At 41.3% G+C, this 26701-nt stretch carries 22 protein-coding genes and 1 pseudogene; 6 read left to right on the top strand and 17 right to left on the bottom strand.

Translation table 11 applies throughout. The annotated features are described in order from the left end of the window. Positions 1 to 81: 81 nt before the first annotated feature. The 5 genes from Q0064_RS00190 to Q0064_RS00170 form a co-directional block, all read right to left on the bottom strand. Positions 82 to 987 carry an ATP-binding protein gene (locus Q0064_RS00190; protein WP_298142485.1) on the bottom strand — a complete coding sequence of 302 codons (906 nt, stop codon included), beginning with the start codon at positions 985 to 987 and terminating at the stop codon, positions 82 to 84. A gap of 108 nt (positions 988 to 1095) precedes the next feature. After that, entirely contained in the window at positions 1096 to 1812 is a 717-nt protein-coding gene (gene truB / locus Q0064_RS00185; protein WP_298142482.1) for a tRNA pseudouridine(55) synthase TruB, read from the bottom strand. Continuing rightward, the gene (locus tag Q0064_RS00180; RefSeq protein WP_298142479.1) at positions 1813 to 2616 is read right to left on the bottom strand and encodes an undecaprenyl-diphosphate phosphatase; all 804 of its coding nucleotides are present in this window, start codon (positions 2614 to 2616) and stop codon (positions 1813 to 1815) included. Next, positions 2613 to 2855, bottom strand: a complete 243-nt coding sequence (locus Q0064_RS00175; protein WP_094486201.1) for a DUF3098 domain-containing protein — start codon at positions 2853 to 2855, stop codon at positions 2613 to 2615. Before Q0064_RS00175 ends, Q0064_RS00180 begins: the two co-directional genes overlap by 4 nt. Before the next feature lie 6 nt (positions 2856 to 2861). Next, the gene (locus tag Q0064_RS00170) at positions 2862 to 3737 is read right to left on the bottom strand and encodes a permease-like cell division protein FtsX (RefSeq protein WP_298142476.1); all 876 of its coding nucleotides are present in this window, start codon (positions 3735 to 3737) and stop codon (positions 2862 to 2864) included. Between the two features lie 155 nt (positions 3738 to 3892). Here Q0064_RS00170 and Q0064_RS00165 point away from each other — a divergent pair, with 155 nt between their 5' ends. Together Q0064_RS00165 and Q0064_RS00160 are read left to right on the top strand one after the other, a co-directional pair. Continuing rightward, positions 3893 to 6850, top strand: coding sequence for a class I tRNA ligase family protein (locus Q0064_RS00165; RefSeq protein ID WP_298142473.1), 2958 nt, complete (start codon positions 3893 to 3895; stop codon positions 6848 to 6850). Positions 6851 to 6943: 93 nt separating this feature from the next. Next, entirely contained in the window at positions 6944 to 7624 is a 681-nt protein-coding gene (locus tag Q0064_RS00160) for a zinc metallopeptidase (protein WP_094486204.1), read from the top strand. Between the two features lie 296 nt (positions 7625 to 7920). Here Q0064_RS00160 and Q0064_RS00155 read toward each other — a convergent pair whose 3' ends face one another. The 6 genes from Q0064_RS00155 to Q0064_RS00130 all read right to left on the bottom strand — a co-directional run bounded on the left by Q0064_RS00155 (position 7921) and on the right by Q0064_RS00130 (position 16191). After that, a complete protein-coding gene (locus Q0064_RS00155; protein WP_298142469.1) occupies positions 7921 to 9666 on the bottom strand; it encodes a hypothetical protein in 1746 nt (581 codons plus the stop codon). 193 nt (positions 9667 to 9859) lie between these two features. Continuing rightward, positions 9860 to 10546, bottom strand: a complete 687-nt coding sequence (locus Q0064_RS00150; RefSeq protein ID WP_298142465.1) for a response regulator transcription factor — start codon at positions 10544 to 10546, stop codon at positions 9860 to 9862. Positions 10547 to 10587: 41 nt separating this feature from the next. Beyond that, on the bottom strand, positions 10588 to 11103 hold the full coding sequence (locus Q0064_RS00145) for a hypothetical protein (protein WP_298142462.1): 516 nt from the start codon (positions 11101 to 11103) through the stop codon (positions 10588 to 10590). 119 nt (positions 11104 to 11222) lie between these two features. Continuing rightward, positions 11223 to 13289, bottom strand: coding sequence for a sensor histidine kinase (locus Q0064_RS00140; protein ID WP_298142459.1), 2067 nt, complete (start codon positions 13287 to 13289; stop codon positions 11223 to 11225). A 103-nt stretch (positions 13290 to 13392) separates the two neighbouring features. Then, positions 13393 to 14316: a hypothetical protein gene (locus Q0064_RS00135; protein ID WP_298142456.1), complete on the bottom strand. Its 924-nt coding sequence runs from the start codon at positions 14314 to 14316 to the stop codon at positions 13393 to 13395. 249 nt (positions 14317 to 14565) lie between these two features. Next, a complete protein-coding gene (locus Q0064_RS00130; protein WP_298142453.1) occupies positions 14566 to 16191 on the bottom strand; it encodes a hypothetical protein in 1626 nt (541 codons plus the stop codon). A 195-nt stretch (positions 16192 to 16386) separates the two neighbouring features. Between Q0064_RS00130 and fabD the strand changes: the two genes are divergently transcribed. After that, entirely contained in the window at positions 16387 to 17262 is an 876-nt protein-coding gene (gene fabD / locus Q0064_RS00125) for an ACP S-malonyltransferase (protein WP_298142450.1), read from the top strand. Between the two features lie 70 nt (positions 17263 to 17332). Here the strand turns inward: fabD and galE are convergent, their stop codons facing one another. Together galE and Q0064_RS00115 are read right to left on the bottom strand one after the other, a co-directional pair. Next, positions 17333 to 18349 carry a UDP-glucose 4-epimerase GalE gene (galE, locus tag Q0064_RS00120; RefSeq protein WP_298142447.1) on the bottom strand — a complete coding sequence of 339 codons (1017 nt, stop codon included), beginning with the start codon at positions 18347 to 18349 and terminating at the stop codon, positions 17333 to 17335. Between the two features lie 2 nt (positions 18350 to 18351). Beyond that, positions 18352 to 19485 carry a DegT/DnrJ/EryC1/StrS family aminotransferase gene (locus Q0064_RS00115; RefSeq protein WP_298142444.1) on the bottom strand — a complete coding sequence of 378 codons (1134 nt, stop codon included), beginning with the start codon at positions 19483 to 19485 and terminating at the stop codon, positions 18352 to 18354. Between the two features lie 93 nt (positions 19486 to 19578). Between Q0064_RS00115 and Q0064_RS00110 the strand changes: the two genes are divergently transcribed. Continuing rightward, a complete protein-coding gene (locus Q0064_RS00110; RefSeq protein WP_298142442.1) occupies positions 19579 to 20814 on the top strand; it encodes a glycosyltransferase N-terminal domain-containing protein in 1236 nt (411 codons plus the stop codon). 146 nt (positions 20815 to 20960) lie between these two features. On the opposite strand, the gene pckA is transcribed toward Q0064_RS00110, so the two are convergent. After that, positions 20961 to 22562 carry a phosphoenolpyruvate carboxykinase (ATP) gene (gene pckA / locus Q0064_RS00105; RefSeq protein ID WP_298142439.1) on the bottom strand — a complete coding sequence of 534 codons (1602 nt, stop codon included), beginning with the start codon at positions 22560 to 22562 and terminating at the stop codon, positions 20961 to 20963. Positions 22563 to 22630: 68 nt separating this feature from the next. After that, positions 22631 to 23026, bottom strand: a complete 396-nt coding sequence (locus Q0064_RS00100) for a DUF423 domain-containing protein (RefSeq protein ID WP_298142436.1) — start codon at positions 23024 to 23026, stop codon at positions 22631 to 22633. Between the two features lie 68 nt (positions 23027 to 23094). Here Q0064_RS00100 and Q0064_RS00095 point away from each other — a divergent pair, with 68 nt between their 5' ends. Further along, a complete protein-coding gene (locus Q0064_RS00095) occupies positions 23095 to 24450 on the top strand; it encodes a saccharopine dehydrogenase C-terminal domain-containing protein (RefSeq protein ID WP_298142433.1) in 1356 nt (451 codons plus the stop codon). 9 nt (positions 24451 to 24459) lie between these two features. After that, positions 24460 to 24930, top strand: coding sequence for an Lrp/AsnC ligand binding domain-containing protein (locus Q0064_RS00090; RefSeq protein ID WP_094486215.1), 471 nt, complete (start codon positions 24460 to 24462; stop codon positions 24928 to 24930). Between the two features lie 261 nt (positions 24931 to 25191). On the opposite strand, the gene Q0064_RS00085 is transcribed toward Q0064_RS00090, so the two are convergent. Both Q0064_RS00085 and Q0064_RS00080 read right to left on the bottom strand, forming a co-directional pair. After that, positions 25192 to 25764, bottom strand: a complete 573-nt coding sequence (locus tag Q0064_RS00085) for a hypothetical protein (RefSeq protein WP_298142426.1) — start codon at positions 25762 to 25764, stop codon at positions 25192 to 25194. A 1-nt stretch (position 25765) separates the two neighbouring features. After that, positions 25766 to 26701, bottom strand: a pseudogene (locus Q0064_RS00080) (hypothetical protein); the annotation flags it as partial.

The raw sequence follows: 26701 nt of genomic DNA, 5'->3' as shown, positions 1-26701 counted from the left end.
TAAAATTCGTTTCCAACAATAAAACACAAAAGTATTACATTTTATAGTAAAAAGTAATACATAATTTGTAAACTGCAAATACTATTCCCTATCGCCAAACAAATCTTCATAAACCTGTTTTTTGTAATCATAAAATTTGCTAGTGAAGGAAGTATAATCAACGTCTACATTTGTATTAATTCTGATATAGACGCAGGTTCCTTGCCAATAATCAATATCTTTTACAGATGTCTCATTTTCGGAAACACTCAGAGTTTTGTTTCCAGAAAAAATACTCATCCAACCCCTGTTGAGTTTGATAAACTCAGCTGTTGCATAAAGCCCATGCCCTTGTCCACCTCCTTTCGTAACGCCTTCTTCTATGCATTTCAAAATTGCTTCTTCCTCGGTAAAAGTAAAGGCCTTGCTTAGGGATTTATGAACTCCAATTCCATAATCACAAACAATTAGCCGTATTGTATTTAGTGTTGAAAAATATTGTGCTGCAATCCAACCTTCATTTTGTTCCGAATGATTGAGAACATTATCTAAAATCTCATTAAGGCAATAGTCTAAGCTCACGTAAACATTCTCATGCATTGAAGCTTTTTTTCTCAAAATACCAAGAAAACTGTGTAAAACAGTAATTTGATTTTGCCGAGTGTATTTTTGAATTTGTACAGAAGTTTCATCATTACCTTTATCAACACTAAATGGGAGTTGAACTTTTAACTCCTCGAAAAATTTTATACCTGCTAAATAATTTGCCGGAAGTGAAGATTGCTGTACATAAATTCGCCCTCTAACGACATACCCAAGACTTTCTAAATACTTTACTGTGCACAATAAAAGCAAAGCATAGTCTGGATAAATGAAATTGCAATTTGTAAAATCTATACTAACTTCAGTTGTAGGAACAATTCTATATTGCTTTACTAGATCACTGCAAACTTTTAAAGCCTGACCGTGTGATTTAGCTAACTCCCTAATTCTAATCAAAAATTCCATCCTATAAATCAATTGGACGCCATAAATTTAACTAGAAAATGAACTCAATTTTTTAAAGTTTAGAAGCCATAAAAATCACTAACTCCAAACTAAAAGTAAGTTCAGAATTTAATTTTTTATTGACACAATTAGTGCTGCCTCAAAGCTCTCAACCGTATAGGCTTCATCTACCAGAAACGCACCGCAGCCTTCTCGGCGTAATGCCGTTAAGTGCGCACCTGATTGCAATGCCGTTCCCAAATCGTGCGCCAGCGAACGTACATAAGTTCCTTTACTGCATGTGAGCCAAAAGTCGAGCTCGGTTTCTGAACGGCGATTTAGCTTAAATTCGTAAATCTGCACCGGACGTGCCGCAATTTCAACAGTTTCGCCTGCACGTGCGTGTTCGTACAACCGCTTGCCTTCTTTTTTAATCGCCGAATAAATAGGTGGTTTTTGGAGTATGGTTCCTTCAAATGACTTCGCTGTCGCAGAAAGCAACTCGTCGGTAATATGCGTGGTTGGAAAAACAGCATCGATTTCCGTTTCTAAATCGTACGAAGGCGTTGTAGCACCCAACTTTATCGTCCCGGAATAAATCTTAGTCTCAGCTTGAAACGTATCGATGGATTTGGTCATTTTTCCGGTGCAAACAATCAAGAGTCCGGTTGCCAGCGGATCGAGCGTTCCGGCATGACCCACTTTTATTTTCTTCAAACCCAACTGCGATTTCAACAACCATTTTACTTTGTTCACCAATTGAAAACTCGACCAATGCATGGGTTTATCGAAAAGCAAAACTTCGCCTTCGAGAAAACTTTCGGCAGTAAAAGAGCGATTCTTCATTTAACGTGTAAAGTAAATCAGCAGTAAAATACCAGCAATAATGCGGTACCAGCCCCAAAGTTTGAAGCCGTATTTGAGCAACAACGCAATAAACGATTTGATTGCAATAACCGCCACAATAAATGCAACAACATTACCGCCTAAAAAGAGTTGCCAGCCGTTTTCGGTAGCCGAAATGAGTTCGTAACCTTTGCTACCAGTAGATTCGTATGTTTTTACAAAAATACTGTACGCGCTAACGGCCAACATGGTTGGAACTGCAAGAAAGAACGAAAATTCGGCAGCCGCTTGTCGCGAAAGTCCTTGTTGCATACCGCCGATGATTGATGCCGCCGAACGACTTGTGCCTGGCATCATAGCCAAACATTGCCAAAAACCAATGATCACAGCTTTCTTAATAGGAAGTTCTTGTTCGTTGTGAATGGTGGGATTTTTAAAAAACTTATCGATAAACAAAAGAACAACACCACCGATAATAAGCACGATAGCAATGGGAACCGGATCACCTAAAACGGCATCGATATAATCGTCGAAGAGTTTGCCTAAAACCAAAGCGGGAATTACGGCAATGGCTAATTTGGTATAGAATTGTAAACGCGTAAAATCAAAGAATTTTTTGGCATAAAGAAAAACCACAGCCAAGATGGCTCCAAACTGAATCGACACTTGAAAGAGTTTGGTAAAATCGTCGTTTTGAATTTGAAAGTACGAACTCGCAAAAATCATGTGTGCTGTTGAAGATACGGGCAAATATTCCGTTAAACCTTCAATGACCGCTAAAACAAACGCTTCGAAATAATTCATTTCGCCGTTTTAGGATTTTTTAAAATCGACCAAATAACCACGCCAAAACCAATTAAAACAACGGTGGGTGCCAATCGAATGCGTCGGAAATTAAAAATCTCTGGATTAAAAACATTTGGATCATCCGATCCGCCGCCCGACATCAGGATAAAACCTAAGGCGATAACGGCACAGCCAATTAACAACAATCTGTAATTCTGTTTTCCGAATACGAAGTGCGTTTCTTTAGATTCTTTCATAGTTATCTAGTATAAATCGTCTGTTCTTAAGTTCAAAAAGCGCTGTGTGGCAAAAAAGGTACTCACAAACGTGATTAAAACACCCAATCCAAACACGGCCAATAAGATAATTCCGGTGGCAATAGGTTCGTCTAAAACGCCTAATCCCGGATTGGCATTATCAATCCACAACAGCAAAGCAATTAGGGCAATTACTGCTAAAACGCCGCCAATGATTCCCAACTTCACGCTGGTCCAAATAAACGGTTTGCGAATAAACGCTTTTGTAGCGCCTACCATTTGCATGGTTTTTATGATGAAACGCTTGCTGTAAATCGATAAACGCATCGAACTGTTGATAATTAAAACCGAGATAAGAGCAAAAACGCCCGAAACAATGAGCATCCACAAACTAATTTTCTGGATGTTTTCGTTTACCAATTTCACGATTTGCTTGTCGTAAACCACATCGCCAATCATTTCATTTTTACGCAAACGATCTTCAATGCGGTCAATGCTGTCGCGAACTACATAATCGGCTTTCAAATACACATCAAACGAATTCTGTAACGGATTAACGCCTAAAAACGAAATAAAGTCTTCGCCAACCACTTCCGAGTGATTCTTTGCTGCCTGTTCCTTAGAAACATACACGGCTTTCTTTACAAATTTTGCCGTTTTAAGTTCGTTGCTAAAAGCCGTAAGTGTCGAATCGGTGGCTTCGTTCTTAAAAAAAACCGTCACAGCGATTTCTTCCTTAAAATTATCGGCTAATTTTTTGGAATTAATTACAAACAAGCCGAGCGCACCCAACAGAAACAACACTAAAAATACGCTGAGTACTGCTGAAAAATAAGACGTTATGAGTCGGCGTTTTTGAAATTTATCGTACGAAGATGCCATTGGTAACCGCAATTTGGTCGTAAAAATAGTAAACTAATCTGGTTACTGTTTATTATGTTATTCAAACTTTCCACATTCAGGCATTAAGTTTAAATTTGCGCGCACTTGTTGCAAACACAACCCGCTGTAAAAATTTGCAACAATCATCCATTATTATGAAGTACTTACCAAACGAAATTGAAGCCAAGTGGCAAAAATATTGGGCAACAGAAGAAACTTTTAAAGCTTCGCACGATTCTGAAAAGCCAAAATACTACGTTCTCGATATGTTTCCGTATCCTTCTGGCGCCGGACTCCACGTAGGGCATCCGCTGGGCTACATCGCTTCCGATATCTACGCACGCTACAAACGCCATCAAGGATTTAACGTGTTGCATCCGCAAGGCTACGATAGTTTTGGCCTTCCGGCAGAACAATACGCGATTCAAACCGGGCAACATCCGGAGAAAACTACTGCCGAGAACATAGCACGTTACCGCCAACAACTCGATCGCATCGGTTTTTCATTCGATTGGAGTAAAGAAGTACGAACTTCCGATCCGAATTATTACAAATGGACACAGTTCATTTTCTTACAAATATTCGATTCGTGGTATGATAAATCGGCCGACAAAGCACGACCTATTGCCGAGCTCGTACAATTGTTCGAAACTTCGGGAACAACTAATGTTAATGCTGCGTGCGACGATAACGTAACCGCTTTCACCGCCGAAGAATGGATTCATTTTTCGCCTGAAACCAAAGAACAAATTTTACTGCAATACCGCCTTACGTACTTAGCCGAAACCGAAGTTAACTGGTGTCCCGGACTCGGAACTGTGCTCGCCAACGACGAAATTGTGAACGGCGTTTCCGAACGCGGCGGTTTTCCGGTGATTCGCAAAAAAATGACACAATGGAGTATGCGTATTTCCGCTTACGCAGAACGCTTACTTTCCGGCTTGCAAACCATTGATTGGACGCAATCGCTCAAAGATGCACAAGAAAATTGGATTGGAAAATCGACCGGTGCCTTAGTGAAATTTGCAGTTCGCGATCAAGACGGCATCGATTTGGATTTTGCTTTGAATGCCGATAATACTACCGGACAATTTATTGAAGTGTTCACCACGCGTCCTGACACTTTATACGGCGTGAGCTTTTTAACGCTCGCTCCCGAACATGCGTTGGTACCGCACATTACTACGCCTGAGCAAAAAACAACCGTTGAAAATTACGTGGAAGCGGCTGCAAAGAAATCGGAACGCGATCGTATGAGCGATGTTAAAACCATTTCAGGCGTTTTCACGGGAGCTTACGCGATACATCCGTTTACCGGAGCTGAAATTCCGATTTGGATTGGCGATTACGTTTTGGCGGGTTACGGAACAGGCGCCGTTATGGCAGTTCCGGCAGGCGATGAACGCGATCATGCCTTTGCGAAATTCTTTAATTTACCCATTCCACAAATTTTCGAAGACCAAGATACCGACACGGCCGCGTTTACCAACAAAGGCGGATTTTCACTAATAAATTCGGGCTTTTTAGACGGTCTCGATTACAAAGACGCCATGAAAAAAGTAATTCAAGCGTTGGAAGAATCGGGCGCCGGACGAGCAAAAGTAAATTACCGCCTTCGCGATGCAGTTTTTTCCAGACAACGCTACTGGGGCGAACCGTTCCCGATTTACTACGTAGATGGTTTGCCAAAAGCGATAGACGTTGCTCATTTGCCGATTACCTTACCCGAAGTTGAAAAGTATTTACCCACCGAAGACGGTGCGCCGCCACTCGGAAACGCCACACATTGGGCTTGGGATACCGTTACCAACACGGTAGTAAGCAACGAACTCATCGACCACCAAACCATTTTTCCGCTGGAATTAAATACCATGCCGGGTTGGGCCGGAAGTTCGTGGTATTGGTTGCGCTACATGGATGCACAAAACGAAAACGAACTCTTTTCCGCGAAAGCGCAACAATATTGGCAAAATGTAGATTTGTACATCGGTGGCAGCGAACACGCCACCGGACACTTATTGTACTCGCGTTTCTGGAACAAATTCTTGAAAGACCGCGGCTTTATTCAAGAAGAAGAACCGTTTAAAAAACTCATCAACCAAGGGATGATATTGGGAATGAGTGCGTTTATATTAGAATCTTACCATGAAGAAATTCCTATAGAACCTATTTACATTTCAAAAGATATTTTTGAGGATTCTCTACAAGGTTTAGATTTTAATGATTTATTATTTAATTTCTACAAAGTAAAAGGTTTGGCAGATGATAAAATTTGGCAAATAAAATTTAGATACATTCCAGTTGAAATCTCTACGCTTTCTGGGGAAAATGATTTGGATGTCGAAGCATTAAAAGAGTGGCGAAAAGATTTTAAAGATAAAACTTTCTTTTTCAGTGATAACAATCAATTCACTGTTTTAAGGCAAGTCGAAAAAATGTCGAAATCCAAATACAACGTTGTTACTCCCGACGATATTTGCGAGCAATACGGTGCCGATACGCTGCGTTTGTACGAAATGTTCTTGGGTCCACTTGAGCAAGCAAAACCTTGGAACACCGCCGGAATTAGTGGCGTTTTCAGTTTCTTGAAAAAATTGTGGCGTTTGTATTTCGACGACAACGGTTTTGCGGTAACGTCGCAACCAGCCTCGCCCGAAGCCTTGAAAATACTGCATAAAACAATCAAAAAAGTACAAGACGATATCGAAGGCTTTTCGTTTAATACCTCGGTGAGTCAGTTTATGATTGCCGTAAACGAACTCACAGCCTTGAAATGTCGCGAGCGCAGTGTTTTAGAACCTTTAGCCGTGCTAATTTCGCCTTATGCACCGCACATTGCCGAAGAATTATGGGAACAATTGGGCCATCAATCGAGTATTGCTTTCGCGCCGTTTCCGAAATTTAATCCGGAGTTTTTGGTCGAATCCACGAAAAATTATCCGGTTTCGTTTAACGGAAAACACCGCTTTAACGTAGAGCTTCCGATGGATTTAACCACCGAAGAAATCGAATTGCGCATCATGCAAGACGAACGCACCGAAAAGCAACTCGAAGGTCGAACGCCCAAGAAAGTAATTATCGTTCTGGGGAAAATTGTAAATATCGTTTCCTAAATTTTCGCTAAAAAGTACCAATTTGAGACTGTCAGCTTGACAGAACATAAAAATGGTGCTAAATTTGATGAACGTAAAGAAAATAAACATAAAATGGGAATAGGAATCTATTTAATAATGGGAATTTTGTTCTTGGTATCGTGGTTGGTAAGCAACCGACTCCAGAGCAAATTCGATAAGTACAGTAAATTACATTTGGCAAACGGCATGTCGGGCGCCGAAATTGCCGAAAAAATGTTGGCCGATCACGGCATTCGCGACGTTCGGGTTATTTCAACTCCAGGACGTTTAACCGATCATTACAATCCGGCCGATAAAACCGTAAACCTCAGCGAAGCGGTTTACAATCAGCGCAATGCGGCAGCAGCAGCGGTAGCAGCGCACGAAGTAGGACACGCCGTACAACACGCAACTGCTTACAGTTGGTTGCAAATGCGTTCAACACTGGTACCCATCGTAAATATTGCCTCGTCTATGGTGCAATGGATTTTACTAGCGGGTGTGCTCATGATCAAAACCTTTCCAGAGCTTTTGCTTATCGGAATCATCGTTTTTGCGGCAACCACGCTTTTCACCGTAATCACGCTGCCCGTAGAGTACGATGCCAGCAACCGTGCGTTAGCGTGGCTCGAAAACAAGCGCATGCTCACCCGCGAAGAACAGGCAGGCGCACAAGACGCTTTAAAATGGGCAGCACGCACGTATGTGGTAGCAGCCATCGGTTCTATCGCAACTTTGCTGTATTACATCAGTATTTACGCCAACCGACGCTAATTCGGAAATTCAAAAAACAATACAGAAGCTGCTTTTTTAGGCAGCTTTTTTTATTTGGGCAAACCGGCAGCTCCCAAGCTAAAACCCAAGCACTGCCGTCGCGCTTTACGCTGCAACTCCTCGCCACCGGTGGAAACCACCCGGCGGCTGTGGGGTTTCCGCTGCAATCGCTTTTGCAGAAAATCGTTACCGAAAAAATTACGTTAACGAACGTTCGCAGTAAAAATCGAACTCTGCTTAAGTAAAAAAGCGGTCGCTTACTGCAACCGCTTTTCGTGACTCAACATATCCCAAAACTACCTCAAGTCGAAACTTACAATTTCTTTCTTGTCTTTCTTAAAGTAAAGCACGCCAAATAACTCATCAACTTCATATTCAGGTTTTTTGTCTTTTAAAAGCAATTCTGCTAGTTTTTCTCCCGTGTCTTTGTTTAGTTTTACTAATCCTACGCCTTCCTCAAGCTTGGTTAAAACGTAGAGAAAATCTTTGGTTTCTTTCGTTGCACTAAATTTTTTGCTAAACTCGCCAGCCATACCCGAAGCCGCACCCGCACTTTGGTTGGCGTCTTTGTTATTCCCTGCCATATTCTGACCCACACTTTGCTGCGCCAAAGCCACGGTTAGTGCACCCAATGCGATTTTCGCTGCCAGGCTCTGACCCGGCGCTTTGTAATACGATTCGTAAATCTGTTTGCCGTTGTAGTCAATCAAAATATTGGTTTGCTTCGCACCGATTAAAATCCCGGATGTTCTAAACTCAATTTTAGTTGGCGTTTCGTCTTCTTTAAAATCAAGATCTAAGATTTTAGTTGCCGTTCCATCTTTCGAAATAAAGAACAATTCAGTACCAGAACTCACCACGAAACGATCATTCTTTGCATCAAAAGCAGTTATTAAATTAGTGGCTTTCTTAAACTTCACAGGCTCTTTTTCGTACTCGCCTGTTTTTAAATTCGCTATTCCCATGTTGGTGCTGGTAATGTAAAACAGCAAGTCGTTTTCCAACAAAATCACGTTTTTAAACCATGCACCGGTTTTGATTTCTTTTTTCAATTGCGTTTTACCCGTGGCTAAATCCAACGAGTTTATCAAACCATCGTTCGAAGCATACACATAATAAGTGTCGGTTTTTATAGTTTGAAAAATACTTCCTTTGATATCCGTTGGTTTTTCCCAAATGCTTGCGGCTGTTTGCGTGTTGTACATTTGGAAGTAACTGTTCTTCGTGTCCATCATTCTCAAGAGGAGTCCGTTGGAAGTGAACGTCATTTCATGCGTATTTGCTTCGAGCTTGACTGGTTTTTGGGTTGTCCGATTTCCAGCTGGATCAATTTTATGTAAGTACGATTTATTGATGTCGCTTTCAGTAACGAAATAAAGTCCGTTTGCCGCATCAGCAAGAACTTTAATGTATGGAAACGTTTTTTCCAGATCGCTGTACGCCCAATCAATTTTAAAGCTTTTCTTATCAATGCAAACAATTCCTTTTTCGGTACGCACAAAGAGTTTTCCGTCCGATTCGTAATACTTCGTAACGTCTATATAAGCTCCCATTGTTCTCTTGTCGGAGAAATTAATCATGCCTTCGTTTTGAAGTGTATTCATGTCGAAAACACCAAAACAATACCCAAGTTTGTTGCTTCCAAGCATGTAAATTTTTTGATTAGAGAAGTCGGGATGTACACTAAAAACAGCAGCCATATCGTTTTTTGCCGGCGTAAAGACTTCTATTCCCGTGAAGTAGTTTAGAATTACTTTTGAATATCCGCGTGTGAGCACGGCGTAAGGCAGGTTATCCATAATGCTCATTTCCGTCGGATTTATCTTTCCGAGTGCGTTGTAATCGTAAATGGGTGTGTTTTTATGGGCTTCAATAGCGGTCAATCCTTTTGAAGTTCCTACTAATAAAATTCCGCCAGCAGCTACTTTAAGGGTTTCTATATTACCATCTAGGGCAAATGCAGCGCTTTCTGGAATGGTTTTTTGTGCAAATGTTGCCGTAGCAAAAGCCACTAACAACAAACTTATCTTGAATTTGTTCATTTTTGAAATTTTAGTTGGTTTTGGAAACTAGATTTTGTTTTCGGAAAAGACAATGAAGAGTCTTGCCCGGAGAATCCGAGTTTTTCAGAGTATTAAAAAATAGATAGACCCTTCAGGCCAAAATCGGATTGTTGTCCTACAAATCCTGTAGCGGATTTTTTGTTTTGAAATCGATTTTAGAAGAGAATTTAAGCTAAAACCATTTCTTTTTGAGCGCAATTTTTATAGCCGCCGTTTTATTGGAAACGTGGAGTTTCTCGTAAATGTTGGCAATGTGTTTTCGTACGGTGTGTGGACTAATAAAAAGTTTGTCGGCTATTTCCTTGTAATTTAATCCGGAAACGATTTCCTGAAGTATATCCCGTTCACGAGACGTGAGATATTCAATCACATCCGATTCCACTTCTGACTCATTTTCAGTCTTTTGAAACGATTTCTCGGAAACTTTCAACATTTCTAAAGTTCGTTTGGCTACGATGGGCGACATAGGAACGGAACCTTCGTACAACAATTCGGAAATAGATGAAATTATTTTCGCAATCGATTCATCTTTAAGCAGATATCCGCTCGCACCTGCTTTCACGGCATCGAAAATTTTCTCGTCTTCACTAAAAGCAGTAAGCATCAGAAATTGAATATCCGGATAGATTTCTTTGGCGATCAATACGGTTTCGATTCCATCCATTTCGGGCATTTCAATGTCCATTAAAACAACCAAAGGCTGATTGTTTTTTGGACGCTTCTCCATTTGTTGCAGAAAATCGATTCCATTTTCAGCGGTAAACAAAACCTCAATGGGCTGATTGTATTGAATTTGCTCTGTTAAAGTATTGCGCAACAATCGTTTATCGTCTACAATAGCAATGGAAATTTTTTTCATTTTGCATGTTTTAGCATTAGAGAAGCGCCCATAAAAACCGTTTACTGTTCTATGATAGTTCCTGAAAAAGTTGTTGCAGTTCCAGAACCTAGCGGAATCGGCGTAACATTAATTTGAGGAATTACTATTTTAGCTTTTCCGCCTGTTATTGTTACCGTAGCATCTACGGTTTGGCCGCTTACCGGATAGTAACTTGTTCCGTACTGCCCTGTTGCTTCGTCGTAATTTGTACCTGCCGAAATCATTATTTCGTTCGCGTCGGGCAACATTCCGTCGGTTTCCGAAATAATACGATACGTTCCAGCAGCAATACCTGTTTCTTCGCTAAAGATAATAATTGCTGTGTTTAAATTTGCTTGACCGCCCGTTACGTCAATGGCCGTGATGGCGTTTTCAATGGCACCGGTTGAGAATCGTTGCGTTACCGAAGTGGTGTAGTTAGTGCTGCCTACGCTCCAGCCGTTTGCCGAACCTCCGCCTGAGTTATCATCGTCGGAACAATTAACCATAAAAAGTGCTGCGATAGCAAGAACTGAAATTTTAAATACGTTTTTCATTTTGGGAATTTTTAAAAATTAATACACTTGATTTGTTTTTGTAACTATTTACAGGACAAAGCAAGGCATTAGCACTCCCTACAACAATAACTCATTTGTACTATTTTGCTTTCAGTACTTTAAATCGGAATTTCAATGTGCACTATTGTTCCGCTTGGTTTATTTGCTTCAAAATGTACTTTCCCTTTCAAATAATCAACACGCACCAGAATATTTTTCATGCCTAAACCTCCTTTTTCCAAAGCTTCTTCCAAGTTAAAGCCAATACCGTTATCTTCAATTTGAACGGATATTGTTGTACTTGTTTTGTTCAGTGCAATGTGCAATTCTGTTGCCTGAGCGTGTTTAATAACGTTGTTGATTAGCTCCTGAATAACGCGATACAAAATGGTTTCTTCGGTAAACTCCATTTGTTCTTTGAAACCCTGACTTTCAAAAGAAATTTTTAGTGTCTCTGCATCTACTTTTTCGATGAAGCTCCTTATATCGGATGCAATTCCCGATTTCAAAAGAAAGTTTGGCATCATTTTATGGCTAATCACGCGTACTTCTTTACAACTTTCATCAACTAAAGCCATGGTTTTTTCTGCCAGAAACCGATCTTCATCTCGAACAAGTTCTACACGAGTAAACAAACCGGACAGATTCATTTTCACGGCACTAAACAACTGACCCACGCCGTCGTGAAGATCCGATGCAATGCGCTTTCGTTCGGTTTCTTCGGCTTCAATAACTGCTTGGGTTAACAATTCGCGTTGTTTACTTTTTTCGGCTGCTAAAACTGCTTTTTGCTCTAATTGTTTCTTTCTATACAAAGCATATGCAATTAAGAATACTAGAATAGCTGCAATGAGTATAAATCCAATCGTTGTGTTTTTGCGATTAAGAGCAATTTCTTTCTCTTTCAAAATTAACTTCTGCCGGAGGGCTTCCTTGCTCAAACTTTTAATTTTCTCTTGTCTCTTCGAAGCTTGCAACTGCGCTTGCAAAATAGTTTTTCCTTGTTTAGCGATGTGCAAACTGTCTTGTGCCAGCTGTAGTCGTGCACCAGAAAGCGCTAATTTTTGTCGCGTTAATTCTAGTAAATTTCGACTTAATGCTAACTGTTGGTTTGCAATTTTTAGATTCTTTATCGAATCGGCTTTGGAAAGCAATAAAATCTTGTTTTCTTTTTGCTGCGTTTCGAATTTAGTTTGGTAAAAAACAACCGATTTGCGTTGCAGCGAATCGCTAAGCTGGCTTTCTACTTTCCGAAGTTTGTCGAGATATTCGATTGTTTTTTTATCTTGATTACTGTTTCTAAAAAATGTAGAATAATTCAGGTAAACTTGCTGCAAACTACTATAGTCTTTTATTTTCTTGAAATAGTTTTCGCAGGCTTGTAAGGTGGTTAATGCTTCGGGCTTGTTTTGCAAAACTTGAATTTCGCCGATGTTACTCAAAGCCGTATTTTCCGAATGTACGTCGCCTGTTTGTTTAGACAGCTTCAGCGATAAGCGGTAGTATTCCAAGGCTTTTTCAAAATCGGACTTGTAATAATAAATAACCCCGATTAGATTTGCATTGACGGCTTGCTCTTTAAATAACTTCAGCTTTTCACAAAGCGCATTTGCTTTTATAGCTGTTTCAAGAGCAGCATCTAAATTATTTTCTGTAATGTGGAGGTTTGTTAGGTTTATGTAAATCAGCGCCTTCGGGTTATCTAATTTGTGTTTTTCGGCAACTTTTAACCCTATTTCAAAATACTGAAGTGCGAGTTTTTTGTTTTTCGTGTTGTTGTACATCATACCGACGTTGTTGTACATGATAGCGGTTGAATACGGTATATTCAGTTTTTCGAATAGTTCTGCCGCTTCTAGAAAATACTTAGTCGCATTAGTGTAGTCGTTTCGAAGCGCGTAAATACTGGCTTTTATATTACGTGCCGACGCCATTAGTGCCGGTTTTTTTATCTCGCGACTTCTGTTATACAGATAATCGCAAAGTGAAATTCCGTTTCCAATATCGACTCTGAAATTTTCAAAGATATAATCGAGATGCCCTTTAATTTGGGTCGAATCGCGGTACATTTTCGGAGCGAGTTTTAGCGTATCTGTGTATATCGAAAAACGCTTCTCTTCCTTAACTTGAGAAAAAGTTACGCTTGAAACAGCGAAAAATAAGCAGTAAAGTACTATTCTGTGCATAACTCATTATCAAATTCGACGTCTTTTAGTTAAACTTCTGTGCCGCACAATCGGCAAATTCTCTCTCAAATTCGGCTAAAGTAAAAGACTGGTATCAAATATATTAGTTTGCCAACCAAGCTGCTAGAATTGAACTCATTTTTTGGGCACCTGACGCATTCAAATGATCGGCGTCGTAAAAATCGTGCGGAACAAACCGCGGATCGGCGCTAAAATCCAAAAATTGCAGCTGCGTATTTATTTTTTGCAACTGTTGTACCACTTGCAGCATTTCTTGTTTCTGCTCAAGGGGAATCAGTTCGCGATAGGTATCCATGGCAGGCAAAAGGACAAAAACTACTTTTATGTTGTGCTTTGCCGCGAGCGAAACTATATTTTGCAAGGCTTTTCTCTGTGTTGTTCGCTGCAACCCAACGTCGGCTGACTGCAAATCGAAGGTATGGCGCTTTGCCGCAATGACTGCGGTTTCGCGCAGGCGTTTCGCATCGAAATCGCGGTACGTTACTCCGGCACCAAACGCATTGCAGGTAACTTCCGATTTATTGTGTGCGTAGTAGCTAAGAAGTCGGTCGATGTTTTGCAGCATCGAAAACGAAGCAATTTCCAAATGATTTTGCGGAAATTTTCCCACTTGCATCGATCGGTAAATGTTGTAGTGTCGCAAACGCCAGGTTTCGGAACCTGCGTTTAGGCTTTCGTACAAACTGAAATACGACAAGCCAACGACAAGTGTTTTGAGTTTGGGAAGTCGGTTAATTTCGTGTTTTAAAACTTCTGCGGTAAGGTCGGGTGTTTCGGAAACGGCCGCTAGATTGAAGGTTTGCTGGTTTATGTATTCCGGATTAATACCGAAATACGGATGCGAATCGCCGAGAATTAGCGTGGTAATCGTTTGTTTGTGCTTTTGCAGCTGCGTTTCACGAAAGTTGGCATCGTTTGGAATGCATCGCAACGCCCATTCGCACGCTACGAGCAAAACTGCAACGGGAGCAAAGAAAAGGAAAACGTGTTTTAGAAATTTTTTCATGATGCAACTCGGCTGTTTCAAATGTAAAACTTTTGCCGAGCTGCTGCATTACGCGTGAATCGAAAAACGTCCTAAACGCCTTTTCTTAGCGGATTTTTCAAAATTCAGACGAATTGTTGTGCACTTTCCGGGTTAGGGATTGGCAGCGATACCCCGCATCCGCTGTGGCGGGGCGGAGTAAAACAGAAAGCCCGACGGCGCCACACCTATCGTTTTCACAATAAGGCGTGGCGCCGGAACCCCCAAAAATTACTTGAAACTTTTGTTTTTAAAACTCGAGATATCGATGACCTCTTCCTGTTCGCGATCGAAGGAAATTTCGATACTGTCGCCAACTATGGTAACGGGAAGCTGGTTAGACAATTGCGAAGATCCGACGAAAATGTCGTTCTGATTTTTAATGGTAAAGTAATAAAAACTGTTGCCGTTTTTTACATCGGTTTGAATGCGACTCACCACGCCTTTAAGCACTTCTTTTTGCGTAACGCTTTTCGCACCAATGCCATTATCGGCCATATTGTAAACGTTTTTATACGACATTAAGGTTTCGCGCATGGTATTTCCAACGCCCACAATCGTGTAATCGTTGATAGAAACCATGGCAAACATTTTGACCAATCCGCCTGAATCTTTTAACGTCATTACATAGGTTGGAATGTTGTTGATGATGTACGGAATTGGCGTTGAAGCTTGGTAGCCTTTTTCCTGAACTTTACCTTCGGCCGAGCGTTGTGCTGCGTACTCGGTTGCACCGCTTTGCTTGTAGTAGGTTGTTTCTTTAGTTCGGGTATCGACGAGAACAAACCCAACTGTCGACTCGTCTTTGCCCACCGACGATAATCCGGTGTACCAATACGATTTCTGATTTTTGCCGTACACGAGCGTTAAGCCTTCGGTAGTTTCGAGTTTATCGGCATTCGACCAGTTGAAGTAGCCGTTAACGTATTCTCCCCAATCGTCGAGTTGCTCTTCGATAAAGGAAATGGGCTGAATACGATCGATCCACGTAGGCGTTGAAGTAAGCGAATATTCTTTGATTTCGCCGGTTTGTGCATCGATGGAGAGCACGCCATTTGCATCGCTTCCGTTAAAACCGATTTTCTTATCGTAGGTGGTTACAATCCAGTACGGATTTCCGGCATCGTCGATTTCGAATTTAAAGCCGGTAATTCCGGTAGCCATATAGCCGTTAAAATACACATGCCGATCAATGCGCGAACCAAAATACGCCGCCGGTTGGTACTTGATTTTTAGCGGTTTGTTGTTCACGTTCGTTACGAGTCGAACGTCGCGCTCGTTGGTTGCAGAAACCATTACGTAGCCTGGAGTACCTTCGGAATTGGCGTACCATTTAAAGAAACCGGTGTGCAATAGCGGTGCCACCCAGTAGAGTTCGTCTTTTACTTTTTGTATGGTAAAATCGCCGATTTCAACTTGCGAACCTAGAGCGGGTTGCGAGCCGATGATTTTTTCGCCGAGTAAATACGCTAAATTTTCATCGACCACACGAATTTTATCGAGCGAAATGGGCGCAATATGTGTAGTGAGTTCGGTGCCGGTTTTTACCGAACCAATTAATTTTTGGTAGGCATCGGCGTGAAACATGGGCAGCGAGGTAACCAACGGAACTACAGTTAAATACAACAAAACGATTAGCATTGGAATTCCCAGTACTTTGCCAATCTTTCCTGAGGCAACCACTTGCTTGGATTTTGGATTGACAGAAAAGCTGGTGAAAAAAACTACTGTTAGCAACAAGGTAAACAACAACAAAAGTCCAAGACCATAAAAGCCGTAGTTTAATACTGGAAGGAAGAAATAGACTCCCAAATACAGGGTTAATAAAAGCAGCAAAACGCGTAGCACTATTTTCATTTTCTTGTGTTTTTGTAATTAGTAAGCTGTTCTGTAATTCTGTTACGTTTAAAACGATGCTTCTACAAAGTACTGCAAAAAGATTTTAGTAAGTGGCGTAATTATAGAATTCTGACTCGAAATTAAGTGATAAAATTTTTAGGTTGAACTGCTTCGAATTACTTTCTTTGCAATTACAAACATTCAAATTTACAGATGAAAGCATACGTATTTCCTGGACAAGGCGCGCAATTTAGCGGCATGGGAAAAGATTTATACGAGAGTTCGGAGCAAGCCAAAGCACTATTTGAAAAAGCAAATGAAGTTTTGGGATTTCGAATTACCGACATTATGTTTAACGGAACTGCCGACGAACTCAAGCAAACCAATGTAACCCAACCGGCAGTTTTTTTACATGCGGTTATTGGCGCCATTATCTTGGGCAACGATTTTAAGCCGGCTATGGTTGCCGGGCATTCGTTAGGAGAGTTTTCGGCTTTGGTTGCTGCTGGAGCGATGAGTTTTGAAGACGGATTGCGTTTGGTTGCCATTCGAGCTAATGCGATGCAGAAGGCTTGTGAAGCAGCACCGTCGACGATGGCGGCTGTTCTTGGTTTAGAAGACGAAGTTGTGGAACGCATTTGTGAGGAAACTCCGGGAGTGGTTGTTGCAGCGAATTACAATTGTCCGGGGCAGCTTGTTATTTCTGGCGAAGTGACTGCAGTTGAAAAAGCCTGCGAAAATCTGAAAGCGGCAGGTGCAAAACGTGCACTCATTTTACCGGTTGGTGGTGCATTTCATTCGCCGATGATGGAGCCTGCACGCGCCGAATTAGCCGAAGCGATCGAAAAAACGAACATTCAGAATCCGATTTGCCCGGTGTATCAAAATGTGGTTGCGATAGGCGTTACTGAAGCCGCTGAAATCAAACAAAATTTAATTTCGCAACTTACTGGTGCTGTGAAGTGGACGCAATCGGTACGACAAATGATTGCCGATGGTGCAACGCATTTTACAGAAATAGGTCCAGGTGCCGTTTTAACAGGCTTGGTGAAGAAAATCGATAAAGAAGTTACAACAGAAAATTTGTAAACGCAGCGTATCGAAATATTTGATTGCGAACTAATTTTTGAATCAAAGTCTTATAAAGAAAAATCCGCGGTTAAATGCCGCGGATTTTTTGTTCCCATTTCCATGCTGTTGCGATGGCATGCGTAAGATCGTTTTTGGCTTTCCAACCTAAAACTTCGTTGGCGTGCTGCGTGTCGGCATAGGCTGCGGTGACATCGCCTTCGCGTCGCGCTACGATTTGATATGGCAATTTCTTTCCGGAAATAGCTTCAAAAGCGTTAATTACTTCAAGAACTGAAGAACCTTTTCCTGTTCCGAGGTTGAATATTTCTAAATTCGATTGATTCTTACCTGAAAGCAAACGCTGCAACGCAACTACATGGGCTTCAGCTAAATCGACTACGTAGATGTAATCGCGTATGCAAGTACCGTCTGGAGTTGGATAATCGGCTCCAAAGACAGATAATTGGCTGCGTAATCCGGCGGCAGTTTGCGTAATGAAAGGCACTAAATTTTGCGGAACACCGAGCGGCAGTTCGCCAATTTCGGCACTTTCGTGTGCACCAATAGGGTTGAAATATCGTAAGGCAATTGCTTGAATTTGATCGGCTTTTGCCATATCCGATAAAATCTCCTCCCCTATTTGTTTGGTATTTCCGTAGGGCGACATGGCGGGTTTAATTGGTGCCGATTCGGTTATCGGTAACTCATCGGCTTGGCCATAAACGGTACAAGACGAACTAAAAATAAACTTCGCATTTGGAAATTTTTGTAAACCAGCAAGTAGATTTAGAATGCCTCCAATATTGTTGTGGTAATACAAAAATGGGTTGGTAACGCTTTCTCCTACAGCTTTTGAAGCAGCAAAGTGAATGACGCCATCGATTTGTGCTTGCGATTCAAAAAAGCTATTTACGTCGCTTTGGTTTCGTAAATCAACTTCGTAAAAATCGGGTTTCACGCCGGTAATTTTCTCAATGCCATCGAGAGCAGAGAGCGAGGTGTTGGATAAATCATCGACAACAACTACGTTGAAGTTCTGTTCAATAAGTGCCACTACGGTGTGTGCACCAATGTAGCCTAAGCCTCCGGTTACTAATATTCGCACAATTATGGTTTTAAAAATTCAATAACTTTTGAGGTGATGAATGCTATTTGCTCATCGTCTAATTCTGAGTGCATCGGAAGTGAAATAACTTCTTTAACCAAACGATTGGTATTTGGGAAGTCTGCTTCTTGATAACGTTCGTCTGCGTAAGCTTTTTGTGCATGCAACGGAATTGGATAATAAATGGCGCACGGAATTCCGTTGTCTAGGAGATGTTGCATGAGTCCGTCGCGATCGCCATCAATAATGCGCAAGGTATATTGGTGAAATACGTGACAGTCGCAAATATCGCAAATAGAAGGTGCTATTATTTTCGGATGGTTTTCAAAAGCAGCTGAATATTTTCGAGCAGCGTTCTGACGAGCGGCGTTGTAAGTATCCAAATGTGGCAACTTGGCGTTGAGCACGGCTGCCTGAATACTGTCTAATCGCGAGTTTACACCTACAACGTCGTGGTGGTATCTCACGTACATTCCGTGGTTTACGATACCGCGTAAGGTGTGCGCCAGTTCGTCGTCGTTAGTAAAAATTGCACCTCCATCGCCGTAACAGCCTAAATTTTTAGAAGGAAAGAACGAGGTTGCTCCTACATGTCCGATCACTCCTGCTTTTCGCTTGCTGCCGTCCGAAAACTTGCAATTGGCGCCGATAGCTTGTGCGTTATCTTCAATCACATACAAATTATGTTCTTCTGCCACACGCATAATTGCTTCCATGTTTGCTGCTCTTCCGAAGAGGTGCACCGGAACAATTGCTTTGGTTTTTGGTGTGATGGCTTTTTTAATGGCTTCGATGGAAATGTTCATGTTTCCTAATTCTACGTCAACCAAAACAGGAGTAAGTTGCAATAACGCAATTACTTCAACGGTTGCTGCAAAGGTAAAGTCGGCTGTAATCACCTCATCGCCTGGCTGTAAACCCAAGCCCATCATTGCAATTTGCAAGGCATCGGTACCGTTGGCACACGGAATAACGTGCTTTGCACCTAAATACGCTTCTAAATTTTTTTGAAACGAAGCAACTTCAGGTCCGTTGATATAGGTATTGGTATCTAAAACTTCTTGGATTTTGGCATCGACCACCGGTTTTATCTTTTCGTATTGACTTTTTAAGTCAACCATTTGAATTTTTCGCATGTGTATGGAATTTACCGCGCAAAAGTAAGAAATAAAGCAGTTGCTAGCTGTCAAGAAAAAGAAACGTATTTTCGCAATCGAAAGCTTTTTTACATGTACACGCTTTATTCTTTACTCGTTCGTTTGGTTGAACTCTTGCTGCCACTTGTTGCACGGAACTCCGTTAAACTCCAGCAATTTGTATCGGGCAGAGCCAATGTTTTCGCACAGTTGTCGGATTTTATGCGTTCGGAGCCCAAGACCATCTGGTTTCACACCGCATCTCTTGGCGAATACGAACAAGGTTTACCGATTATGGAAGAAGTAAAAAAGCAGTATCCGAACCACAAAGTTGTGCTGACGTTCTTTTCGCCTTCTGGTTATGAAATTCGCAAAAACAACAAAATTGCCGACCTAACACTGTACCTTCCTCTCGATACAGCTGCTAATGCGAGAAAGTTTTTGAATCTGCTCAATCCCGAACTCGTGTTTTTTGTCAAATACGAATATTGGCCGAACTATTTGCGCGAGATGAAACGCAACAATACCAAACTTTTTTTGGTTTCTGGCGTATTCAGATCCAATCAGATTTTTTTTAAATGGTATGGTGGATTCTACCGAAAGGCGCTAACCGCTTTTACACACTTTTTTGTTCAAAATGCGACTGCTGCCGAATTACTTCGCAGTATCGGTTTTCAAAACATCAGCGTGAGCGGCGATACGCGTTTCGATCGTGTAGCAACGATTGCCGCTAACGTGAAAACTCCCGAATGGCTTACGAATTTTAAAGGCACCGATAATCTGATTGTCATTGGCAGTAGTTGGCCAAAAGACGAGCAATTGTGGGCAAACTACATCAATAGCAGCGCAGCCGATACTAAATTTCTGTTCGCTCCGCACAACATTAAAGCAGTACAAATTACCGAATTGCAACAACAGCTGCGCGTACCTTTTAGCACATTCTCTACCATAAAATTGGACGAACTCCCCGCAACAAGAGTACTCATTGTAGACGCTATCGGATTCCTGACTAGCCTTTACGCTGCCGCGGATATAGCCTATGTTGGTGGAGGTTTCGGAAATCCGGGTGTACACAATGTGTTAGAGCCCGCCGTTTTTGGAACTCCAGTAGTTATTGGCCCGAATTACAGCCATTTTGCAGAAGCTACAGCGTTGGTACAAAACGGCGGTGTAGTATCAGTTGATTCGGAAATGGCTTTGCGTGAAAAAATTGATTTACTGCTGAACGAACCCGATGTAGCAGCTGAAGTAGGACATATTGCGCAAACATTTGTGCAAATGAACACGGGAGCAACAGCAAGTGTGATGAAGTATTTAGGTAATCTGTAGGTTTCTCTTCAAATAGCCGATTTGGAAAAGTGTATTGCTCAACGTTTTTGAACATAGAAATACCTTCGATTTAAAACGAAAATCCGCGATAGCTCGCAACAAACTACCGCGGACATGAACAAATTAAAAACTACTTTTTATTTGAATTATATTGTTGGGCCGCCAGCCATAATTTCGGCGTTGGCGAACGATTCAAACTTACTGAAATTATCTTTGAACTTTGCGGCAAGTTCTACGGCTTTCTGATCGTACAAAGCAGCATCCGACCACGTATTTCTTGGATTTAAAACCTCTGCTGGTACATTTGGACAGCTGGTTGGAATTTCCATACCAAAAACGTCGTGCTTTTGGTAGTTTACCGCATCTAACTCACCATTTAGCGCAGCGGTAATCATCGAACGTGTGTAAGCTAACTTCATTCTAGAACCAGTTCCGTAAGCGCCGCCCGTCCAACCGGTATTGATTAACCACACTTTCACACCTGCTTCTTGCATTTTAGCACTTAACATTTCGGCGTATTTTGTAGGATGTAAAGGCATAAATGGCGCACCAAAACAAGCAGAAAAATTAGGCTGCGGCTCGTTTACTCCAGCTTCGGTTCCGGCAACTTTTGCCGTATAGCCCGAAATAAAGTGGTACGCCGCCTGACCAGGCGTTAAACGAGAAATCGGAGGAAGGATACCAAACGAATCGGCTGTAAGGAAAAAGATATTCTTTGGATTTTTTCCTATAGAACCCGGTTGAATGTTTGCAATATGCTCGATGGGATACGAGACACGTGTATTGGGCGTAATCGACGTGTCTTTAAAATCAACGTCCATTGTACCTTCTTTAAAAACAACATTCTCTAAAATGGCACCTGGTTTAATGGCACGAAAAATATCCGGTTCACTTTCTTCTGTCAAGTTTACAACTTTGGCGTAACAACCGCCTTCGAAGTTGAAGATGGTGTTTTCGGATGTCCAACCGTGTTCGTCGTCGCCAATTAATTTTCTGTTTGGATCAGCCGATAAGGTAGTTTTTCCAGTACCTGACAAACCAAAGAACAAGGCAGTATCGCCCGATTCGCCCACGTTAGCGCTACAATGCATCGGCAATGTATTTTTGAAAACAGGCAACATGAAATTCAAGGCTGAAAAAATTCCTTTCTTCATTTCACCGGTGTAGCCCGTTCCGCCTACTAAAGCAATTTTTCGCGAGAAATTTAGAATGGCAAAATTCGACTGTCGGGTTCCGTCGCGCTCGGGCACAGCTTCAAATCCTGGTGCACAGATTACGTGCCAATCAGGCGAAAAACCTTCCAATTCGCTAGCGTTAGGACGCAAAAACATATTGTAACAAAACAAATTCGACCAAGCAGTTTCGGTAACCACACGTACATTCAATCGGTAATGTGGATCGGCACACACGTAACTTTCACGAACAAAAACTTCTTTATTGGATAAGTAATCGCAAACACGATCGTAAAGCGCATCAAATTTTCCGCTATCGAAAGGGATATTCACCTTGCCCCACCAAACGTGCTCACGGGTAATGTCGTCCTCAACGATAAAACGATCCTGAGGCGAACGCCCTGTAAACGCACCCGTGTTTATGGCAAGGGCGCCTGAACTAGCAGTAACACCTTGACCTTTAGACACCGTTATATTGTGCAATTCTTCCGGACTTAATTGATAATGAACTTGAGCGTTTTGAATTCCTAAGGAAGTTAACGAAATCGATTTCGTAATCAAGGCGTGATTGTCCATAATTTTATGAATTGTGTTGCATTAAAATTTGCTGTAAAAGTAAAAATTATTAAATTACAACGTTGTAGTTAAGAAACATTTTCTTTTTTCGAGCGAAAAATATGGTAAATTGTTAAAATCCAAGCAGCAATCATCAAAACGCCGCCTATTGGTGTTATAGGTCCTAGAAATTTAACATTTATTCCAAGGTTCGTTCCAAACAATAAGCCAAAGATAGATCCCGAAAAAAGCATTACGCCCGCCAGACAGAGCTGTAAAATACTGTTTGCTTGTTTCTTAGAAAACGAATACGAAGCTATTGCCACCAAAAATAAACCGTTGTACATCAAATAGCGCACAGCAACTTCAAAGGTTTCCAACTGATTTTCCGTAAAGATTTTCTTCAAGGCATGCGCACCAAATGCACCGGCAATAATACTAATTACGCCAAGAATTAATCCCGTACTTGCTAATTGCTTATTCAAAACCATAAAATTCGAGTCTAGCCAACAAAGGCAATTGTTTACATTTGCGCAAATCTGCACACAAAGCTATGAGAAATATCTTGATTGTTGGTGCCGGACGATCGGCTTCTTCACTTATAAAGTACTTATTGGATAAAGCGGAAACAGAACAGTTGCATCTGACCGTAGCCGATTTGTCGGTCGAACTCGCCCAAAAGAAAATCAACAATCACCAAGCGGCAACAGCAGTGGCATTCGACATCCACGATGCCGCATCGCGAAGCAAACTCGTTTCCGAATCCGACCTAGTAATATCGATGCTGCCTGCTCATTTGCATATCGAATTGGCAAAAGATTGCTTGAAGCACAGCAAACACCTCGTTACTGCAAGCTACATTAGCGACGGCATGCAAGCCCTAAACCAGGAAGCCATTGAAAAAGGATTGGTATTCATGAACGAAATTGGATTAGATCCGGGAATCGACCACATGAGTGCCATGAAAATTATAGACGAAATTCGAGCTAAAGGCGGAAAAATGCTGCTATTCGAATCGTTTTGCGGTGGTTTGGTAGCACCCGAATCCGACAATAATCTGTGGAATTACAAGTTTACTTGGGCGCCTAGAAACGTTGTTTTGGCCGGACAAGGCGGTGCCGCGAAGTTTCTTCAGGAAGGAACGTACAAGTATATTCCGTACCACAAATTATTCAGACGTACCGAATTTTTGGAAATCGACGATTTTGGCCGATTTGAAGGCTACGCCAACAGAGATAGTTTAAAATACCGCGAAGTTTACGGCTTGCAAGATGCACTGACGCTGTACCGCGGAACCATCCGACGTGTAGGCTTTTCACGAGCTTGGAATGTTTTTGTTCAATTGGGAATGACCGACGATTCGTACATCATCGACAATTCCGAACAACTGAGTTACCGTGAATTTGTTAACCTCTTTTTACCACACCATCCGAGCGATTCGGTCGAAATAAAACTTCGTTTAAACGCAGGTATCGAACAAGACGACGTGATCTGGGACAAACTTCAGGAACTCGATCTCTTCAACCCAAACAAAATTGTAGGTATCAAGAACGCGACGCCCGCAATGATTTTGGAAAAGATATTGAGCGACAGCTGGAAACTATCTGAAAACGATACCGATATGATTGTCATGTACCACAAAATCGGCTACGAACTCGAAGGCAAAAAGCAGCAAATTGACGCCACCATGGTTTGCCTCGGCGACGACCAAACATACACGGCTATGGCCAAAACAGTAGGCCTTCCCGTTGCTATTTCGGCATTGATGATTCTCAATAAAGTAATCACAACACCGGGCGTGCAATTGCCTATTGCTAAAGAAGTTTACGAGCCCGTTTTACAAGAATTGGAACAGCACGGCGTAATTTTTAACGAGAAAGTTGTAGATTACAAAGGTTACGGAAATTAAGGTACGTTTATGAAAATCAATGCGCTACAAATAGAAATTGACGGCATCGACAAAGAAATCCTGCGGGAACTAATGATCGACGCCCGAAAACCCATACTGCAAATTGCCAATAAAGTAGGTATATCTGGAGCTGCTATTCATCAGCGACTCCGAAAACTAGAACAAGCGGGCGTAATCTCAGGTTCTAAATTCACGGTCAACAATAAAGTATTGGGATACAGCACTATGGCATTTATAGGTATTTATCTCGACAAAGCTGCCCGAAATCCGGAAGCCGTTCGCGAGTTAAAGAAAATTCCTGAAGTTTTGGAATGCCATTACACCACAGGAAATTGGTCGATTTTAATAAAAATCATTTGCCGCGACAACGAACATTTAATGAATTTGTTGAATAATAAAATTCAGGTTATCGATGGCGTTAGCCGTACAGAAACATTTATTTCCTTAGAACAACAACTGGAAAGGCAAATACAGTTGTAAGGAAATCTAATCGATATCACAAATCAAAAGTAAAATTGCTTTTTTTGGCCAGCAATTCCCGCGCTTCGTTGCTAGTCCGCGTGGGAAAACGGTTTTTTGTACGGCTTGCAACGGCTTCCGCTGGTCGCCGCCGCGCGCCAACAAAAAAATCCACTTTCCCACTGTGGGCTATCCACTGCGCTCGGGGCTGGGAGTGAGTGCGTTTGGAAATTCATTCAAGAACATGAGGCTAAAAAATGATTTCTAAACGCAAGCGGATTTTTAGTTTCTAGCAACAATTACCGCCTCAATATTTTCGATAAGCTTACTTACCAAAGCGATTTTTGGATCATCCTTCTTATAATCAATAAAATAAACTACGTTTTCGGTTTGTCTGACAAACCAATTCTTATATCCAATGTAATCTCTAAAACCGCTTTTTAAACGCAAATATTCTAATTTTTCAACTAATGTCCTGGCAGCAGTTTCATTCAAAAAATGAAATTCATATAGTTCAATTTCGTCTACGTAATCTAAGTTTTGACAGAAATAGCAAACAATTACTGCATCAGCACTTGTAAATATGGTAGAATCTGACTTTTCATCAAATAATTTTAAAGTTGAATTCGTTCGAAACTCCCGATTTGACGCTAAGGAAGCGTCTGCTATTTTTGGGTGAATAGACTCACAATGTTCGGAAACTCCCTTTAAAATTTCTGTAATTTTTGATTTTTCAAAGCTGGGTTTGTAACCACTATAAAAAAGAGTATCACTCACAGTTTTTAACTGACCGTAAACAAAATCAGTGGTAAAAAAACCAAACAAAATAAAGACGATAAATTTGAACCTTAACATATTAGAATAATTTTGGAGTTTTTGCTGCTTGAATTATTAATTGGATTTTTCCAGCTTTTGCAGCTTTCTGTAAATTTGAGCTAAAAGTCAATTGAGAAATAAATGCCTTGAATTGATTCCACATTGCTCTCCCTCCTGCAATAGCAATACAACCGTTGTTTCCATCTGCACCAACTAAACTATTCATATGAATTAGATAATTTCCTATTATCTGAAATGCTCCTGAATTACCGTACATACTATCAAAAAAATCTTCCAGAACATAGGAACCAGACCTTAAAAATGAAACCTTCTTCGAGCCGTCAGTATTAGTTTTTACTCCAAATCTTATTGCTTCAAAAGTTCTGCTTACTACATTGCCATCAATATCTGTTCCTGATACAACAACTTTATACAACGGTGTTTGATATTTGCCTCCAAAATTTGAAGGCCAATCTTTTATGGTTTTAAAACCAACAATCTCATTAGTTATCGTTATCAACACACTGCCTATTTCTGTTTGAATGGATTGGATAATCGGACTGCCATTTTCTGAATACTCACCCATCCCCTTAAACAGCTTCTCCCAATTACCACCAGAACTTTCTTCTGCCATCAACAGCTGCAACAAAATATGAGGCGGTGGCAAAATCGCTTTCTTCGCATCAGAAAGACCGTTGATTTTGCTTATCATTTTTTCAACAGTGCTTCCCCCACTTCCATACGCCACCATCGAAACTTCTCCTGGCGCCACTCTATCGCCTCGCCAAATATAATTACCATTATCATCATACTTTCTAGCTCCATTTTCATCTAACATTTGTCCTTTTCCACCTGTTGGATCGGCAAACAAAACCGGATTCCCGTTAAAGCTACTGTACGTTGATTGGCTGTGGTGTATCACCGGGTCTTGCACCACCCAACGCCCAATGGCAGGATCGTAATCGCGCAGCGGCAT

It is taken from the genome of Flavobacterium sp. (genome assembly GCF_027490375.1).
Lineage (GTDB): Bacteria > Bacteroidota > Bacteroidia > Flavobacteriales > Flavobacteriaceae > Flavobacterium.
Note: the sequence above shows the minus strand (reverse complement) of the source record. Positions and strands in the feature narration are given on the sequence as shown.

Excerpts from the sequence above, each read along its gene's own strand:
- Q0064_RS00190 (WP_298142485.1), bottom strand. The coding sequence starts at position 987 with ATGGAATTTTTGATTAGAATTAGGGAGTTAGCTAAATCACACGGTCAG.
- truB (WP_298142482.1), bottom strand. The coding sequence starts at position 1,812 with ATGAAGAATCGCTCTTTTACTGCCGAAAGTTTTCTCGAAGGCGAAGTT.
- Q0064_RS00180 (WP_298142479.1), bottom strand. The coding sequence starts at position 2,616 with ATGAATTATTTCGAAGCGTTTGTTTTAGCGGTCATTGAAGGTTTAACG.
- Q0064_RS00175 (WP_094486201.1), bottom strand. The coding sequence starts at position 2,855 with ATGAAAGAATCTAAAGAAACGCACTTCGTATTCGGAAAACAGAATTAC.
- Q0064_RS00170 (WP_298142476.1), bottom strand. The coding sequence starts at position 3,737 with ATGGCATCTTCGTACGATAAATTTCAAAAACGCCGACTCATAACGTCT.
- Q0064_RS00165 (WP_298142473.1), top strand. The coding sequence starts at position 3,893 with ATGAAGTACTTACCAAACGAAATTGAAGCCAAGTGGCAAAAATATTGG.
- Q0064_RS00160 (WP_094486204.1), top strand. The coding sequence starts at position 6,944 with ATGGGAATAGGAATCTATTTAATAATGGGAATTTTGTTCTTGGTATCG.
- Q0064_RS00155 (WP_298142469.1), bottom strand. The coding sequence starts at position 9,666 with ATGAACAAATTCAAGATAAGTTTGTTGTTAGTGGCTTTTGCTACGGCA.
- Q0064_RS00150 (WP_298142465.1), bottom strand. The coding sequence starts at position 10,546 with ATGAAAAAAATTTCCATTGCTATTGTAGACGATAAACGATTGTTGCGC.
- Q0064_RS00145 (WP_298142462.1), bottom strand. The coding sequence starts at position 11,103 with ATGAAAAACGTATTTAAAATTTCAGTTCTTGCTATCGCAGCACTTTTT.
- Q0064_RS00140 (WP_298142459.1), bottom strand. The coding sequence starts at position 13,289 with ATGCACAGAATAGTACTTTACTGCTTATTTTTCGCTGTTTCAAGCGTA.
- Q0064_RS00135 (WP_298142456.1), bottom strand. The coding sequence starts at position 14,316 with ATGAAAAAATTTCTAAAACACGTTTTCCTTTTCTTTGCTCCCGTTGCA.
- Q0064_RS00130 (WP_298142453.1), bottom strand. The coding sequence starts at position 16,191 with ATGAAAATAGTGCTACGCGTTTTGCTGCTTTTATTAACCCTGTATTTG.
- fabD (WP_298142450.1), top strand. The coding sequence starts at position 16,387 with ATGAAAGCATACGTATTTCCTGGACAAGGCGCGCAATTTAGCGGCATG.
- Q0064_RS00115 (WP_298142444.1), bottom strand. The coding sequence starts at position 19,485 with ATGCGAAAAATTCAAATGGTTGACTTAAAAAGTCAATACGAAAAGATA.
- Q0064_RS00110 (WP_298142442.1), top strand. The coding sequence starts at position 19,579 with ATGTACACGCTTTATTCTTTACTCGTTCGTTTGGTTGAACTCTTGCTG.
- pckA (WP_298142439.1), bottom strand. The coding sequence starts at position 22,562 with ATGGACAATCACGCCTTGATTACGAAATCGATTTCGTTAACTTCCTTA.
- Q0064_RS00095 (WP_298142433.1), top strand. The coding sequence starts at position 23,095 with ATGAGAAATATCTTGATTGTTGGTGCCGGACGATCGGCTTCTTCACTT.
- Q0064_RS00090 (WP_094486215.1), top strand. The coding sequence starts at position 24,460 with ATGAAAATCAATGCGCTACAAATAGAAATTGACGGCATCGACAAAGAA.
- Q0064_RS00085 (WP_298142426.1), bottom strand. The coding sequence starts at position 25,764 with ATGTTAAGGTTCAAATTTATCGTCTTTATTTTGTTTGGTTTTTTTACC.